This is a genomic window from Mesorhizobium sp. B2-4-17 (genome assembly GCF_006441275.1).
Taxonomy (GTDB): domain Bacteria; phylum Pseudomonadota; class Alphaproteobacteria; order Rhizobiales; family Rhizobiaceae; genus Mesorhizobium.
The window spans coordinates 1-15,837 of sequence record NZ_VFUX01000030.1; the positions used below are offsets into that span (position 1 = coordinate 1).

Below are 15,837 nucleotides of genomic sequence, written 5' to 3' on the forward strand. Positions count from 1 at the left end.
GACTTGGGGGGGTGGCCCGTCGCACCAATAATGTCCGAGTCCGGTAATGGTTCCGTGCCCGTGTCACTTTTTTAAGAAATATTTGACGCGACCTGTTGGGAGCGGGCCGCCAGCCAGTCGCGGCCAGCATGGGCGAACACCGCGCAGAGCACGATGGCACCGCCGATCATGCTGGCCATCGGTGGGATCTCGGCCAGGAACAGGAAGGCAAACAGGATCGCGAACGGCACTTCCGCCGAGCCGAGCAGGCCGGATTCAGGCGCCGGGATAAGCCGTGCGCCCTCCGTCCACAGGATGGAAGCCAATGCGAAGGAAGCGCCGAACGTTACAAGCAGAACGGCGTCCCTTGCAGAGACGGCCAGGGGATCAGTGACAAACCAGCCGAGCATGAACAACAGGAAGGCCGAAACCGCGCCGGCCCACACCACGGGCGTGTCGCGGAAGGCGCGCACCATGATCATGTAGAGCGCGCTGCCGATCGTCATCAGCAGCGCCAGCCCGTCGCCGAACAGCTTCCCGGTGCCGAATCCCGACCAGACCATGATAGCCACGCCGCATAGCGAGACGGCGGCCGCGACCATCGTCTGCAGGCGGAAAGGTTCGCGTACCAGCACCCAGGCCAGCAGGGCGGCAATGAAGGGCGACGTCGCATAGATGACCGCGACATTGGCGACGAAAGTGAACTTGAAGGCGGAAATGAAGGCGATGCTGGCGAGCGCGCCTTCCACCGCCAGCAGCCAGCCGCGCCAGCCAAGCCGCAGTGTTTCACGGCTGCCCGAGCGGTTGCGGCGCCACAGCACATAGAGGCTGATCAGGATCGAGCCGACAAAGCCGCGCCAGCAGGTGATCGTCAGCGGATCGGCATGGATCGACTTGGTCAGCACACCGGTCAGACCGAACACGGCAGCCGATGACGACACCAATATGATGCCAAGCGTGCGTTCGGTGGTCTCGGTCGTAGCCGCCATGTCAGTCATGCCGCCAGCCTATCTCGCCATGTCCTGCCATCGTCATGTCAGCAGTGAAGGCCATCCACATCACAACCGCTTGCGGAAATGCTCGCCGCCCACGATCAGCAGGCCGGCGGCGACGATAAGGGCGGCGCCCAGGAAAACCTCGCGGCGCGGCACGTCGCCCCAGATCGCGAAGCCGAGCGCGAACGCCCACAACAGCGAACTATATTCGAGTGGGGCGAGGATCGATGCCGGCGTGCGTTTCATGCCTTCGAAGAGAAGATATTGCGCCAGGCCGCCGAGCGCGCCGACGCTGGCAAGAAGCAGCAACTGAGGCAGGTCCGGCGCATGCCACCACAACAGAGCCGGCGCCGCCGAAAACACCAGGAAATAGAAATTGTTGAGAAGGAGCTGGACCATCGAGCGTTCGGCAAGCGCCGTCTTGCGCAGGAGTACGATGGCGATGGCCCATAGGAGAGCCGCCGCCAGTACCAGCAGCACCGGAACGGACAGACCGAGATGGGTGGGGTCGCAAGCGACGAAGACGCCGGCAAAGCCGATCAATACCGCCAGCCAGCGCAGCAACGGCACCATTTCGCCGAGCAAGAACACCGAAAGCACGGTGACGATGATCGGGGCCGTGTAGTAGACAGTGGTCAGTTCGGCGAGCTGCAGGCTGCGGGCGGCATTATAATAACAAAGCCAGGCGGCGAGCGTGAAGGCACTGCGCACCAGCATTGGCCGTACGATCGGCGAGCGCACCGTGTCGGCAAACAGCGCCCGCCCGCCGATCACCGCGCAAGCGCCGAGAACGGTGATGCTGCGGAAGAACATGATCTGCCAGACCGTCAGGCCGGTGACCAGCAGCTTGATCGAGGCGTCCTGCGTCGAAAACAGCAAGTAGGCGGCGCCGGTCAAAAGGATTCCGCCGAGAACCCTTTCGCGTGTTTCGAGAATAGCGATATCGGCCATGCGGCGTCGGACTGCTTGCGTGATGGCGGTTCCTGCCCCGTCGGCTCCGCTGCCATCAGCTATACGGGGGAAAGCCTGCGCGGCGCTATTCCAGCGCCAGGCATGCGTTGGGGCAGCGCCAACGCGCTCACTGCGTGGCTTGATAGAGTTCCGAGGCCGCATCCTTCAGCGCCCGCCGGCCGTCCGGGCGCAAGTACATCATGTGCCCACCTTCGACAACATCGAGGCGAATGGGCTTGGTATCGGCAAGTGAGGGCAGCTGGCTTACCAGATAGCGTGAGGCCAGATAGGGTGTGACCAGGTCGGTATAGCCGTTGACGATCACGATGCCCAGCGATGGGTTGAGCGCCCGCGCTCGCTGCAGATCGGTCATCACACCGGCATACCCCTGCCGCGAGGTGCCGTAATCCCAACTGCGGGTGATCTCCCCGTTGAGCAGCCGATAGCTGACGTCGGTGCGGAAATTCAGCTCGTCGCGGACATAGCCGACGAAAGCCGAAGTCAGCGCCGGCACGCTGCGGTCGAGCACCGGATCGGGGCCAGCAATGCGAGCATTCTCGGGCGCGATGTCGGCCGTGCCGATCATGGCGTCATAGGGACTGAGCACTTTACCTCTGGCGCGGGCAAACTCCCTTGCGAACAGGTCGGTCGGGATGCGCGCAAAATTCCGCTGCACGACATCGAGCGGCAGCCCGGTGATTTCCGCCACACGCTTGCTCGCAACTCGCCCGCCTTCCTCCAGTCCGCTCGCAATCGCGGTGAGATAGTCGCCCAATGCATATCGCTCGATCTCGGCGAGCTTGGCCCGCAGCGCCTCGCCGGCAACGCCGTCGGCACTCAGCCGTGCCGCCGCCAGCGAAGGCAGTTCGAGCGCCCAATGCAGCGGCTCGAACTGGTCGGGCAGCACCAGCATGAATTCCAGCGCCGGCGAGATCAGCACGATGCCGCTCGGGCCGACACCGATGTCTTCCTGCAGGGTCCGTGCCAGCAGTGCCGCCCGGAACCCGCCATAACTTTCCCCGGCGAGGAACAGCGGCGATCCCGTGCGGCCGTTCTGCGCGAGATACAGCCGGATGAAAGCGCCCATCGAACTGGCATCCTGATTGACACCCCAGAAATCATGCGTGTCCTGGCCCGGTGCTTCACGGCTGTAGCCGGTTCCGACCGGATCGACGAAGACGAGGTCGGTCATGTCGAGCCAACTGTCCGGATTGTCGATCAGCTTTTGCGGCGGGGGCAGGAATTCGCCACCGGCGCCGGTTGCGATTATGCGCGGGCCGAGCGCGCCGATATGCAGATAAGCGGAAGCTGCTCCCGGGCCGCCATTGAACACGAAAGTGATGGGGCGTCTTGGCTCCTTTACCGGGGTCGCCGGCGGCTGCAACACATAGGCGACATAGAACATCTCCGCCGTGACGTCGCCCTTGCCGGAACGCAGCGACAAGCGTGCCGGCCTTTGCCTGATAGTCGAGCTTGCGTCCGGCTAGCGTGATCGAATGATTGGTAGTCTGCGGCTGCGGCAGCAGCGACAGCACCCCGCCTGTGGGTACCGGCCGCTCGGTGGTCTCGGCAAGCACGGGCTGCGCAATGGCGGCAAGCATCAAAACGATGAGAGGGACCGGTTTCAGTTTGAGCGGCATGGTGCCTCCGCGAGAACGACTGCCGCATAGGTATGGCTGGGGCGGTCGAAGTCAAAGGAAACGTCGAGTCAGTGGTTCGGCACAATTACCGCCGCGTTCCTTCGCCAGCATGTCCCAGGATTTGCACATGCCTCGCAAGACAATGCTATCAACGCGAAAAGACCCCGAAAGGAATGGAAAATGGACGCCACCGCACTCAAAGCCATGCAGGCACCGCTCAAGGAGGTCTACCGCGACGATGCTTCGCGTGCGTTGATCACGCTGAAGGCCCGGGGCAGCCTCGACGACCAGTCGATCGCCTGCAAGGTGGAGACGGGCAGGGCGCTGGCAATCGCCGGCCTGCATCCGGCAACGGGAGGCTCAGGGCTTGAGCTCTGCTCCGGCGACATGCTGCTCGAAGCCCTGGTGGCCTGCGCCGGGGTAACGCTGAAGGCGGTGGCGACGGCGCTCGAGTTCAAGCTCGGCACCGCCACGGTGGAAGCCGAAGGGGATCTTGATTTTCGCGGCACGCTCGGTGTCGCCAAGGACGCACCGGTCGGTTTTCGTGCCATCCGGCTCAATTTCAATCTCGACACGAATGAAACGCAGGAGCGTATCGACTCACTGCTGAAACTGACCGAGCGCTATTGCGTGGTGTTCCAAACCATCAATCAGAAGCCGGAACTGATGGTGACGGCCCAGCGCTGATGAACCCCCATCGAGGGGGAGATGTCGCCAAGGGCGATAGAGGGGCCGGTACGTCCTGACGCGACTTCCTGATGAATAAAGGAGGCCGGCGCTTCATGCGCGGCGACCTCCTCTGGCTGCCGGCCGTCTCCACCTTAAGGGGGAGATTAAGCTTTACTGGGCTGACGGCTGTTCGGCATCGCCCTCGTCGGTGAAGGGCGAGGCACTCGGCACGCATTGGATAGACCAGCCGGTCGGTGTCGGCTGCTTCTGATATTCGGTGATGGCGGCGGTGCATTGTTCACGCTTGTCGAAGGTGCTGGGCAGCACCACCATGCCACCCTGCGGGCCGGCGATTACCAGATACCAGACCAACGCTGCGGTCGAAGCCATGGGAATTTCCTTGTTCTGCCCAGCTCGGGCGCTTGTTGTGGGAGTCGCTACGATTCTACCAACTCCGCGGAAATGACGAAAGCATGACCGCGGCGCGGCCTTTCCACCTTAAACCACAGCCGCGTGATGATCCGGCGGATTTCTGAAACCAGCGTCTTGCAGCCCTTGGTTATTCCGGCTGCTTATAAGCGACGAAGCGGTTGTGCTTGGCTTGGAAGATCAGCCCGGTTTCCTTCAACTCGGGGCTGGCCAGCGGCACGATGCGCTTGGCGATCTCTGAAGGATGCGGCAGCGTCTCCGGATCCTCACCGGGGACGGCCTGGGCTCGCATCGCGGTGCGGGTGGCGCCTGGATCGGCGGCGTTGACTCGCAACGGCAGGCTTTGCGTCTCATGCGCCCAGGAGCGCATCATGGTTTCGACCGCCGCCTTCGACGCTGCGTAAGGCGCCCAGAAGGCGCGCGCCGAATGCGCGGTATTGGAAGAAAGAATGATGGCCCTGCCGGCATCCGAGAGCCGCAGCAGAGGGTCGACCGAGCGGATCAGCCGCCAGGTCGAGGTCACGTTGATGGTTATCACCTTTTCGAAGGTCTTGGCCTCGACATGGCCGATCGGCGAGATGACGCCGAGCACGCCGGCATTGGCGACGAGGATGTCGAGCTTGCCCCAGCGCTCGTGGATGGCGCCGCCCAGCCGGTCGATGCCGGCCATGTCGGCGAGGTCGAGCGGCACCAGCGTTGCCTGGCCGCCGCCTGCCTTGATCTGATCGTCGAGCTCTTCCAGTCCGCCAACAGTGCGCGCAACCGCAATCACATGGGCACCGGCGGCCGCCAGTTCCCTGGCGATGAAATAGCCTATGCCGCGCGAGGCGCCGGTGACGACCGCGACGCGGCCGGTAAGGTCGAGGGTCATGCGATGGATTCCGGAAGTCTGCCTGGGCTGATGATGGTCCGGCAATCCTACGACCCGCTCGTCGCCAGCAGTGACAGGGTGCGCACATTGTCGTGGCCTTCGAAGTCGAGCAGGCGGGTCGGATACTGGCCGGTGAAGCAGGCATCGCAGAATTGCGGCTGCTCACTGTCGCGGCCGGCCTCGCCGACGGCGCGGTAGAGGCCGTCGATCGACAGGAAGCCGAGTGAATCGACGCGGATGAATTCAGCCATTTCCTGCACGGACATGCGCGAAGCCAGAAGCTTCGACTTCTCCGGCGTGTCGACGCCGTAGAAGCAGGAGGCGCTGGTCGGCGGCGAGGCGATGCGCATATGCACCTCCTTGGCGCCGGCGTCACGAACCATCTGCACGATCTTCTGGCTGGTGGTGCCGCGCACGATCGAATCGTCGACCAGAACCACGCGCTTGCCCTCGATCATGCGGCGGTTGGCATTATGCTTCAGCTTGACGCCCATGTGGCGGATCGAATCGCCGGGCTGGATGAAGGTGCGGCCGACATAATGGTTGCGGATGATGCCGAGTTCGAAGGGTATGCCCGCCGCCTGGCTGAAGCCGATTGCCGCCGGTGTGCCGGAATCCGGCACCGGCACGACAATGTCGGCCTCGACAGGGTTTTCCTGCGCCAGTTCGGCGCCGATGCGCTTGCGCACCTCGTAAACGTTGCGGCCTTCGACCGAAGAGTCCGGCCGGGCGAAATAGACATATTCGAAGATGCAGAAGCGGGTCTTCTGCGGCTCGAACGGAAACAGGCTTTCAATGCCCTTGGAGGTGATGACGACCATCTCGCCGGGTTTCAGGTCGCGCACGAAGCGCGCGCCGATAATGTCGAGAGCGCAGGTTTCGGAGGCAAGGATCCATGCGCCGTCGAGATCGCCCAGCACCAGCGGGCGGATACCGAGTGGATCGCGGCAGCCGATCATCTTCTTGGCTGTCATCGCCACCAGCGAAAAAGCGCCCTCGACCTGCCGTACCGCATCAATGAAGCGCGAGTTGAGATCCCGTTCCTTGCTGGTCGCCACCAGATGCAGGAGCGTCTCGGTGTCGGAAGTGGAAGAGAAGATCGCGCCTTGCTTCTGCAATGCACGCTGCACTGTCATGGCATTGGTCAAATTGCCGTTATGGGCGACGGCAAAGCCGCCATCGGCGAGTTCGGCGAAGAAGGGCTGAATGTTGCGCATGCCGGCGCCGCCGGTCGTGGCGTAGCGTGTGTGACCAATGGCCCGGTTGCCCTGCAGGCTGTCGATGACCCGTTGTTTGGTGAATGTGTCGCCGATCAGGCCAACATGGCGTTCGACATGGAACTGCGTGCCGTCATAGGAAACGATACCGGCCGCCTCCTGGCCGCGATGCTGCAGCGCGTGCAGGCCTAGCGTGACGATGGCTGCCGCGTCTTGCCGGCCGAAAATGCCGAACACGCCGCATTCGTCATGGAAATGGTCGTCGGCCTCGGCGGAAAGCACGTCGTCTGCGTCTGCCATCTTAAGCTCCGCTAAAATCGCCATATAAGGCGCTCGCGCGTCGAAAGCAACGCACTGCCTGCAGTCCTTCACATGGTCGCACGTTCTGGCGCCCCGTTTGGGGCGTCAGTTAGCAGGTGCTGCCGGCGCCGGCTTGGCCGTGTTGTCCGCCGGGCCGGCGTCATTATCGTCAGGAGCCGGCGCATTGGCGTCGTCACCTGTTGTCGGCGCATCCGCCGCTGGCGCATCCGCCGCCGGTGCATCGGGCGCAGCCGGGGTCTCGGCGCCTGTTTTCGGGCTGAACTTCTTGAGAATTGCGTTTTCGGTGTCGGCTGGCAGCAGGTTCTCGATCTTGGCGCCTATCGATTCCAGCAACGGCCGCGATTTGGCATCCGTGACCCAGGCCGGAGCCTTGGCGCCGGCCAGCCAGTTGAAGAACAAAAGTGCCACCGCCACCACCAGGATGCCGCGCGCGGCGCCATAGAGGAAGCCAAGTGTCCGGTCGAGCGCGCCGATGCGGGAATCGATGATCCAGTCGGCGAGCTTCATGGTGATGACCGAGACGACGATCAGCGCGATGATGAAGACGACGCCGGCGGAGGCCGCCATCGCGATCTTCTCATTTTCGATGTAAGGCTTCAGATAGGGCAGGACCGGTTTGTAGAAGAAGAAAGCCGCCGCTGCTGCCGCCGCCCACGAGACGACCGACAGGACCTCGCGCGAGAAGCCGCGAACCATGGCGAGCATCGCCGAGACCAGGGTGAAGCCGACGAGAATTCCGTCAAGCAGCGTAATCGGCATGTCTTTCGCCCCACTCCGATCTCTTTTTCACGGCTCGACGAGCCGCGTCACTCTTCATCGTCGGCGCGGCTGCGCCGCGAGCCGGCTATGCGCGCCACGAGGTCGGTAAGCTCGGTGGGCTGGAAAGCGCCGGCCCCGATCCCTCCAGCAAGTTCCTCGCTGCCCAAGGGCAGAACCGCGCTACCAAAACCCAGCTTTTCGGCTTCCTTGAGGCGCTGTTGCGCATGCGCAACCGGCCTCACCGCGCCCGATAGGCTGATTTCGCCGAAATAGACGCAATCGGCGGGAAGGGCAAGACCGGTGAGCGAGGAAACCAGTGCTGCGGCGACCGCGAGATCGGCCGCCGGCTCGCTGATGCGATAGCCGCCGGCGACGTTGAGATAGACGTCGTGCTGGCCGAAGCGAACGCCGCAATGCGCCTCCAGCACCGCCAGCACCATCGACAGCCGCGCCCCGTCCCAGCCGACCACCGCCCGGCGCGGCGTGCCGAGCGAGGACGGCGCGACCAGCGCCTGGATCTCGACCAGAACGGGCCTTGTGCCCTCCATGCCGGCGAAAACGGCCGCACCGGGCGATTTCGCATGCCGCTCGCCAAGGAACAGCTCCGATGGGTTGGAGACTTCGCGCAAGCCCTTGTCCGACATTTCGAAGACGCCGATCTCGTCGGTCGGTCCGAAGCGGTTCTTCACCGTGCGCAGGATGCGGTAGTGGTGGCCGCCTTCGCCCTCGAAATAGAGCACGCCGTCAACCATGTGCTCGACCACGCGCGGGCCCGCGATCTGGCCTTCCTTGGTGACATGGCCGACGAGAACGATCGCCGCACCTGTGGATTTGGCGTAACGGATCATCGCCTGGGCGGCGGCACGCACCTGGGTAACGGTGCCTGGCGCCGAATCGGCAAGATCGGTCCAAAGCGTCTGGATCGAATCGAGAATGACGAGGTCCGGGCGCTTGCCGTCCGCGATGGTGGCGAGGATGTCCTCGACATTGGTTTCCGCCGCCAACTCGACCGGGGTGGACGCGACGCCGAGGCGCTGCGCGCGAAGCCTGATCTGCGCGACGGCTTCTTCGCCTGAGACATAGACGATGCGGTGGCCTCTCGAGGCAAGAGCGGCGGCGGCCTGGGTGAGCAGCGTCGACTTGCCGATGCCGGGATCACCGCCGACCAGCAGCGCCGAACCGCGCACGAAACCGCCGCCGGTGGCGCGGTCGAGTTCGCCAATGCCCGAGACGATGCGCGGCGCATCCTCGATATCGCCGGAAAGCGTGGTCAACACCACCGCACGGCCCTTGCGGGCGTTGCGGGTGTTGGCTGGCCCCGAGCCGATACCGCCGGACGTGCCCTCCTCGACCAGCGTGTTCCACTCGCCGCAGGCATCGCATTTGCCGGCCCAGCGCTGATGCACCGATCCGCAATTCTGGCAGATGAATTGAACGCGGGATTTGGCCATCAGGCGCGGTCCGATTCGAACATCGCTGGATAGCTTGGCGGGACAGCGCTCTCCTCTGGCCAGCCGGCAATCTTCCCCTCAAGGGGGGAGATCGGATGTCGCGACGGCTTTCGCCTATCGTCATCGTTGCAAGGTGAGCGACAGAATCGAAATTGCCGATCTCCCCCCTTGAGGGGGAGATGTCCGGCAGGACAGAGGGGGGCGCGAAGGAATGAGACCTTTCTCAAGAAGCTACTCGAACCTCTCCGCAATATGATGCTCCTCGGCGAGGTCGGAGAAGCGTGTGAATTCACCGTGGAAGGCCAGCGTGACCGTGCCCGTCGGCCCGTGGCGCTGCTTGGCGACGATGACCTCGGCCTTGCCGCGCATCTCGTTCATCTCGTTTTCCCACTTGACGTATTCCTCGGTGCCAAGCTTCGGCTCGCGGTTCTTGAGATAGTATTCTTCGCGGTACACGAAGATCACGACGTCGGCGTCCTGCTCGATCGAACCGGATTCGCGCAAGTCCGAGAGCTGCGGGCGCTTGTCGTCGCGGCTTTCGACCTGACGCGACAGCTGTGAGAGCGCGATGATCGGCACGGTCAGCTCTTTTGCCAAGGCCTTCAGGCCCGTGGTGATCTCGGTGATTTCCTGGACGCGGTTCTGCGATGCCTTGGCGCTGGACCCTTGCATCAGCTGGATATAGTCGATGACGATGAGGTCGAGGCCGCGCTGGCGCTTCAGGCGGCGCGCGCGGGCAGACAATTGCGCGATCGAGATGCCGCCGGTCTGGTCGATGAAAAGGGGAATCTTCTGCATGGTCTGCGAACAGGCGACCAGCTTTTCGAAGTCCATTTCACTGATTTCGCCGCGGCGGATCTTCGACGAAGAGATTTCCGTCTGTTCGGAAATGATACGTGTTGCGAGCTGTTCGGACGACATTTCGAGCGAGAAGAACCCGACGACGCCGCCATTGGCCGCCTTGAACGAGCCGTCGGCCTGTTGTGCCGGCACATAGGCCTCGGCGACATTGAAGGCGATGTTGGTGGCGAGCGACGTCTTACCCATGCCCGGACGGCCGGCAAGGACGATCAGGTCGGAGGGTTGCAGGCCGCCCATGCGGCGGTCGAGGTCGCGCATGCCGGTGGCCAGGCCCGACAGACCGCCGTCGCGCATATAGGCTGCGTTCGCCATGTCGACGGCGGTCTTGACCGCGTCGGTGAAGCTCTCGAAGCCGCCATCATAGCGTCCGGTTTCGGCCAGTTCGAACAGGCGGCGTTCGGCGTCCTCGATCTGCTCGGAAGGCGACATGTCGACCGGCGCGTCATAAGCGATGTTGACCATATCCTCGCCGACGGTGATCAGCGCGCGGCGCGTCGCCAGATCATAGATGGCGCGGCCATAGTCGGTGGCGTTGACGACGGTGACGGCTTCCACCGCCAGCCGCACGACATATTGCGCCACCGTCATGTCGCCGACCTTCTCGTCGGCCGGCAGAAAGGTCTTCAAGGTAATCGGCGTCGCCACCTTGCCCATGCGGATGAGCTCAGCCGCGACTTCAAAGATCCTGCGGTGCAGGGGCTCGTAGAAATGGCTCGGTTTCAGGAAGTCGGAGACACGGTAGAAGGCATCGTTATTGACGAGAATCGCGCCGAGCAGCGCCTGCTCCGCCTCAATGTTGTTCGGCGCCTCGCGATAAAGCGGTTGCTCCGCCACGCCGAATTTTCGCGCTGCCTCTGCCATGATACCCCCGATTTCGATCCCGGCCTTTCGATATCAGAACGAGGCGAAACCATGCTGACCTTTCTGCATCACCGTACGACCAAACGGCCCCGATGCCCCGTTTGTTCACAGGGACGGCAAACCGTCCACAGGACAGTGTTCCTGTGCCCCGATTCCGGTTGACTCGGCGGGCTTCGATTCTTATGCGAGGCCATGGAACGAAGCAAGAACAATCGGCCACTTAAGTGGTGCCGGGTTCCATGGCATCGCCCCAGTCCAGGCGCCTGGCCAGCCTGAACACGTCCCCATCCCGCTTCGTAAACAGCTTTTCGCCCGCGCCTCCGTCCGGCTCGCAAAGTTTCAGCGACACCTTGCCGGAGCCGGATTTCGGCGGCGCAATCACACGCGCCGCTCGATAGGCGGCCGGCTGACGCGACGCGGCGACAAAAATGAATTTCTCGTCTTCCCACGGCACCTCGGCGTCCTTGGCCAGCCGGTGCAGGCGCGAGCGGGCGACGCGGCGGGAAAAGTGGCACCAGTCGGGCGGGCTGAGCGGGCAGGGTGCCTGGTGCGGACAAGGCGCCAGCAGATGCGCGCCGTCCGCGATCAATTGCGTGCGCACTGTCAGAATTCGCTGCCAGCCCGCCGGCGTGCCCGGTTCGACGATCAGCAATGTGTCTTTCGTGAGCTGCCATAGCCGGTCGACCATTTTGGGCAGGGATGCCGGCACGATCTCGTCCAGCACATAGGCGCATGTAACGAGGTCTGCCGACTCAACGTCACCAAGGTCGATCGTGACGTCACCGGCCTGCCAGATGGTTCGGGCGGCAATCGCATCGGCGGCGAGCATCTCGCCGACCTTGCGCACCGCGGCACTTGCTTCCAGCAGCACGGCCTGTTCGAGATCAGGCCAGAGATCGCTGGTGGCCCAAAGCACCGTACCAGGGCCAGCGCCAACATCGATCAAGGTTTTCGGCATGAAATCCGGCCGGGCCTCATTCAAAGCGCCAAGGCTGGCGCGGACCGCGGCATAAGTCGCCGGCAGCCGCGCCGCCAGATAAGCCTTGACCGCCATGTCCTGAGCCATGTGCAGACGGCCGTCGCGAAGTTCGGCCCGGTAGCGGTCTGACAGGGTTTTCGCCGCCTGCTTCAGCTCCGGCAGCGGAACCCTTTCCAGGATACGATCGACAGCTTGTCGAAGAGATGCTGGCAATTCCACGCTATGCCCCTCGCGGTGCGAGCAGGATAACCGAAGCTCCGACGATGCAAAGCGCGGCACCGGCAAAATCCCAGCGGTCGGGCCGTACGTCTTCCACCAGCCACAGCCAGGCCAACGAGGCAACGATGTAGATCCCGCCATAAGCGGCATAGGCGCGGCCCGCGGCATTGCTGTCGACCAGCGCCAGAAGCCAGGCGAACAGAAGCAGCGACACGAAGCCTGGCGCCAGCCACAGCGGCGACCGTTCCAGCCGCCACCAGGCCCACACCGAAAAACAGCCGGCGATCTCGGCCAGTGCTGCGACGGCATAGAGGATGTAGGTCATGAAAAAGGCCTCGCGACGATTCACGAGGCCTTTCTCAGGGCAGGGGCCGGGAATGGCAAGCGCCAATGGCGAACGGCGTGCCGATGGTGTGCCTACTCCGCCACCTTGCGGCGGCGGGCGGGCTTGGCGGGTTTCTCGACGGGAGCCGCTTCGCGGTGGCCCATGTCGCGCATTTCCAGCGCCTTTTCACATTTGGCCATGTAGTCACGGGTCATCGGCAGCGTGTCGTTCTTCTTGGCGATCTGGAACTGGAAAATGACCAGGTCCTGCCAGCGGAACGCGGCTTCCGAAGCGGCGAGATAAAATTCCCACATGCGGCAGAAGCGTTCGTCATAGATCGCCCTGGCCTTGTCGCGGTTGGCGGCGAAGCGCTCGCCCCAATGCTTCAGCGTATCGGCATAGTGGAGCCGCAGGATCTCGATGTCCGTGACCACGAGGCCGGACTTCTCGATTGCCGGCAGCACTTCCGACATTGCCGGTATGTAGCCGCCCGGGAAAATATACTTCCGGATGAAGGCGCTGGTCGCCCACGGCACGCCGGAGCGGCCGATCGTGTGCAGAAGCATCACGCCATCGGGCTTCAGCAACGTTGCCGCCTTGTCGAAGAAGGTCCGGAAGTGGTTGACGCCGACATGCTCGAACATGCCGACCGAGACGATGCGGTCGAAGCGTTCGTTGAGCTCGCGATAATCCTTCAGCTCGAAATGGACGTGGTTTTCCAGGCCTTGCGCGTGCGCACGGTCGGTGGCGACGCCATGCTGTTCCGTCGACAGCGTCACGCCCTGCACGTCGACGTCGAACGCCTTGGCGAGATAGAGGCCGAGCCCGCCCCAGCCGGAGCCGATGTCGAGCACGGTCTGGCCGGCCTTCAGTCTGAGCTTGGCGGCGATATGCCGTTTCTTGGCCGCCTGGGCCTCGTCCAGCGTCATGTCCGGCTGCTCGAAATAGGCGCAGGAATACTGCATGTCCTCGTCGAGGAAAAGCCGATAGAGCTCGCCCGAAAGATCGTAGTGGCGCTGCACGTTGCGGCGCGAGCGCGAGGTGGTGTTGATCTGCTGCAGCCGGCGGAAGGCGTGGCGCAGGCCCTCGATGGCTTTCGACCAGGTCGCGTCGATGCCGCCGCTGCCCATGTTCTGGAAGGCAATGCGCATCAATCCAAGTACACCGCCCTCGAGAATGTCGAGCTCGCCGTCCATGTAGGATTCAGGCACCGCCAGCATCGGATCGAAAGTGATGGCGCGTTCGGCATGCCTGGTCTTGATGTGCATGTGCACCGGCTCGCCGCTGCCGTCGCCGAAGGTGAACGTCGCGCCTTTGGGCCCGGTTACCTTGAGATTGCCCGAGCGCACCAGGCGGTCGAGAATGCGCTTCAACAGAATATTCATGCTCAGATGTCCCCTCACGGTCAGACAGGCTGTCCTATTCTGCATCAATATGTAGGGTTTCGAAAAGTTCCTTTTGGCACAAAAATGCCCGGGCGAGAGGCCCGGGCATTAGTCCAGAATTGACTGGAAAGCGGCAGGGTGGTCTGAGTGCCGGTCCGGCGCCCAGACTGTCCCGTCAGGCGTTGTCTTCGCCGCCTTCGAACTCGGCGTTCGGATCGAAGAAGTTTTCCGGTCGCGCATTGTCGTTGATGTCGTCGCCATAGATGGCTTCGGCGGTGGTCAGCGTCTCGCCCTTGGCCTGGCGCTCGGCCTCGTCGGCCGTGCGGGCGATGTTGAGCGTGATCGTGACTTCGACTTCCGGATGCAGCGCGATCGCCACATTGGTGAGACCGATTGTCTTGATCGGCTGGTTGAGTTGGATCTGGTTGCGGTTGACCGTGAAGCCTTCCGCCGTCAGCAGATCGGCGATGTCGCGCGTCGACACCGAACCGTAGAGCTGACCGGTCTCGCCGGCCGAACGGACCGCGATGAAGCTCTTGCCGTCGAGCTTTTCAGCAATCTGGCTGGCTTCCGACTTGCGCTCGAGATTGCGGGCTTCGAGCTGGGCGCGCTGGCCTTCGAACTTCTTCTTGTTGGCTTCGTTGGCGCGCAGCGCCTTGCCCTGCGACAACAGGAAATTACGGGCAAAGCCGTCCTTGACCTTGACGGTATCGCCCATCTGGCCGAGGCGGGAAACGCGTTCGAGAAGAATGACTTCCATGGTTTTGTTCCTTTGGTTGGACGCCAATCCCCGGGATCGACGCCGAATGTCTGTGGAACAGGTCAGGAAGCTCTGGGCACGACGTGGCGCCGGTGTCGCTGTCCTGCCTGTTCAGGCAGTTAGGATATCTTTCGAAATCCAACTCGGGATTTTTGGTTCGGAACCGGTCGCGCCCGTCGCGATCGGCAGGAAAAGCGGGCGGTAAAACCGCCCGCTTGGATCGTATTTAACGGACCACGTAGGGCAGCAGGCCAAGGAAACGGGCGCGCTTGATCGCCTTGGCGAGCTCGCGCTGCTTCTTCTGGCTGACGGCGGTGATGCGCGACGGCACGATCTTGCCGCGCTCGGAGATGTAGCGCTGCAGGAGACGCACGTCCTTGTAGTCGATCTTGGGCGCGTTGGCACCGGAGAACGGGCAGGTCTTGCGGCGACGATGGAACGGGCGCCGGGTCGGGATCTGATTGATGTCGACCATTATTCTGCACCCCCTTCAAAGCCTTCGCGCGGACGGCGCGGACCACGCTCGCCACCGGCATCACCGAAGCTGCGCGGCGGACGATCGCCACGGTCGCCGCGATCGCGGTCGCCGAACGAACGTGGGCCACGATCGCCACGGTCGCGGTCGCCGAAGCTGCCGCGCTCGGAGCGCTCTTCGCGCTTCTGCATCATGGCCGAGGGACCTTCCTCATGCGCCTCGACCTTGATGGTCAGGAAACGCAAGACGTCCTCGGACAGACCCATCTGGCGCTCCATCTCGTTGAGCGCGGCTGGCGGGCAGTTCAAATCCATGAGTGTGTAGTAGGCCTTCCGGTTCTTGTTGACCCGGTAGGTGAGGGACTTCAGTCCCCAGTTCTCGACCCGGCCGACAGACCCGCCATTCGCTGCGATGACGCCCTTGTACTGTTCGACAAGCGCATCGACCTGCTGCTGCGAGAGGTCTTGCCGGGCAAGAAACACATGTTCGTAAAGAGCCATTATGTCTTTCGTGCCTTTCTTCGTTTCTCTCCCGGTTCCCGGCGGCAAAAGCCTCTGCAACTTCTCTGACCCGTGGAGCCCAACAAGGCGCGGGGAAGAAAGGAGCATGACGAGACGGTCGAGAGCGGAGACACGGGAGGCGGAAGCGCTTCTGGCTTCACACGAAGGCTTTTGATAAAACCTCCGGCCC

General features: G+C 63.2%; 16 protein-coding genes. 1 reads left to right on the top strand and 15 read right to left on the bottom strand.

Features of this window, described 5'->3' with window-relative positions; genetic code table 11:
• Positions 1–71: 71 nt before the first annotated feature.
• The 3 genes from FJ548_RS22450 to FJ548_RS22460 form a co-directional block, all read right to left on the bottom strand.
• Positions 72–977 carry a DMT family transporter gene (locus FJ548_RS22450; protein WP_140767496.1) on the bottom strand — a complete coding sequence of 302 codons (906 nt, stop codon included), beginning with the start codon at positions 975–977 and terminating at the stop codon, positions 72–74.
• 60 nt (positions 978–1,037) lie between these two features.
• Positions 1,038–1,925: a DMT family transporter gene (locus FJ548_RS22455; RefSeq protein WP_140610851.1), complete on the bottom strand. Its 888-nt coding sequence runs from the start codon at positions 1,923–1,925 to the stop codon at positions 1,038–1,040.
• A gap of 127 nt (positions 1,926–2,052) precedes the next feature.
• Complete coding sequence (locus FJ548_RS22460) at positions 2,053–3,369, bottom strand: peptidase S10 (RefSeq protein WP_246678739.1); 1,317 nt, start codon at positions 3,367–3,369, stop codon at positions 2,053–2,055.
• Between the two features lie 376 nt (positions 3,370–3,745).
• Between FJ548_RS22460 and FJ548_RS22465 the strand changes: the two genes are divergently transcribed.
• Positions 3,746–4,252 carry an OsmC family protein gene (locus FJ548_RS22465; RefSeq protein WP_140610849.1) on the top strand — a complete coding sequence of 169 codons (507 nt, stop codon included), beginning with the start codon at positions 3,746–3,748 and terminating at the stop codon, positions 4,250–4,252.
• Between the two features lie 153 nt (positions 4,253–4,405).
• Here FJ548_RS22465 and FJ548_RS22470 read toward each other — a convergent pair whose 3' ends face one another.
• The 12 genes from FJ548_RS22470 to rpsF all read right to left on the bottom strand — a co-directional run bounded on the left by FJ548_RS22470 (position 4,406) and on the right by rpsF (position 15,647).
• The gene (locus FJ548_RS22470; protein WP_140610848.1) at positions 4,406–4,624 is read right to left on the bottom strand and encodes a hypothetical protein; all 219 of its coding nucleotides are present in this window, start codon (positions 4,622–4,624) and stop codon (positions 4,406–4,408) included.
• A gap of 169 nt (positions 4,625–4,793) precedes the next feature.
• Positions 4,794–5,534 (bottom strand): SDR family NAD(P)-dependent oxidoreductase, encoded by a 741-nt coding sequence (locus FJ548_RS22475; protein ID WP_140610847.1) that lies wholly within the window; start codon positions 5,532–5,534, stop codon positions 4,794–4,796.
• Positions 5,535–5,581: 47 nt separating this feature from the next.
• Positions 5,582–7,051: an amidophosphoribosyltransferase gene (gene purF, locus FJ548_RS22480; RefSeq protein ID WP_140610846.1), complete on the bottom strand. Its 1,470-nt coding sequence runs from the start codon at positions 7,049–7,051 to the stop codon at positions 5,582–5,584.
• A 105-nt stretch (positions 7,052–7,156) separates the two neighbouring features.
• Positions 7,157–7,831, bottom strand: coding sequence for a CvpA family protein (locus FJ548_RS22485; RefSeq protein WP_140610845.1), 675 nt, complete (start codon positions 7,829–7,831; stop codon positions 7,157–7,159).
• A 47-nt stretch (positions 7,832–7,878) separates the two neighbouring features.
• Positions 7,879–9,282 carry a DNA repair protein RadA gene (radA, locus tag FJ548_RS22490; RefSeq protein WP_140696380.1) on the bottom strand — a complete coding sequence of 468 codons (1,404 nt, stop codon included), beginning with the start codon at positions 9,280–9,282 and terminating at the stop codon, positions 7,879–7,881.
• A 231-nt stretch (positions 9,283–9,513) separates the two neighbouring features.
• On the bottom strand, positions 9,514–11,004 hold the full coding sequence (locus FJ548_RS22495; protein ID WP_140610843.1) for a replicative DNA helicase: 1,491 nt from the start codon (positions 11,002–11,004) through the stop codon (positions 9,514–9,516).
• Positions 11,005–11,224: 220 nt separating this feature from the next.
• Positions 11,225–12,202, bottom strand: coding sequence for a small ribosomal subunit Rsm22 family protein (locus FJ548_RS22500; RefSeq protein ID WP_140779005.1), 978 nt, complete (start codon positions 12,200–12,202; stop codon positions 11,225–11,227).
• A gap of 1 nt (position 12,203) precedes the next feature.
• Positions 12,204–12,527, bottom strand: coding sequence for a YnfA family protein (locus FJ548_RS22505; protein ID WP_140779006.1), 324 nt, complete (start codon positions 12,525–12,527; stop codon positions 12,204–12,206).
• A gap of 92 nt (positions 12,528–12,619) precedes the next feature.
• Positions 12,620–13,912 (bottom strand): cyclopropane-fatty-acyl-phospholipid synthase family protein, encoded by a 1,293-nt coding sequence (locus FJ548_RS22510; RefSeq protein ID WP_140779007.1) that lies wholly within the window; start codon positions 13,910–13,912, stop codon positions 12,620–12,622.
• A gap of 175 nt (positions 13,913–14,087) precedes the next feature.
• Positions 14,088–14,672: a 50S ribosomal protein L9 gene (gene rplI, locus FJ548_RS22515; protein WP_140779008.1), complete on the bottom strand. Its 585-nt coding sequence runs from the start codon at positions 14,670–14,672 to the stop codon at positions 14,088–14,090.
• A gap of 226 nt (positions 14,673–14,898) precedes the next feature.
• On the bottom strand, positions 14,899–15,147 hold the full coding sequence (gene rpsR / locus FJ548_RS22520) for a 30S ribosomal protein S18 (protein ID WP_006203718.1): 249 nt from the start codon (positions 15,145–15,147) through the stop codon (positions 14,899–14,901).
• Positions 15,147–15,647: a 30S ribosomal protein S6 gene (gene rpsF, locus FJ548_RS22525; RefSeq protein WP_140610839.1), complete on the bottom strand. Its 501-nt coding sequence runs from the start codon at positions 15,645–15,647 to the stop codon at positions 15,147–15,149. Before rpsF ends, rpsR begins: the two co-directional genes overlap by 1 nt.
• Between the last annotated feature and the right edge of the window lie 190 nt (positions 15,648–15,837).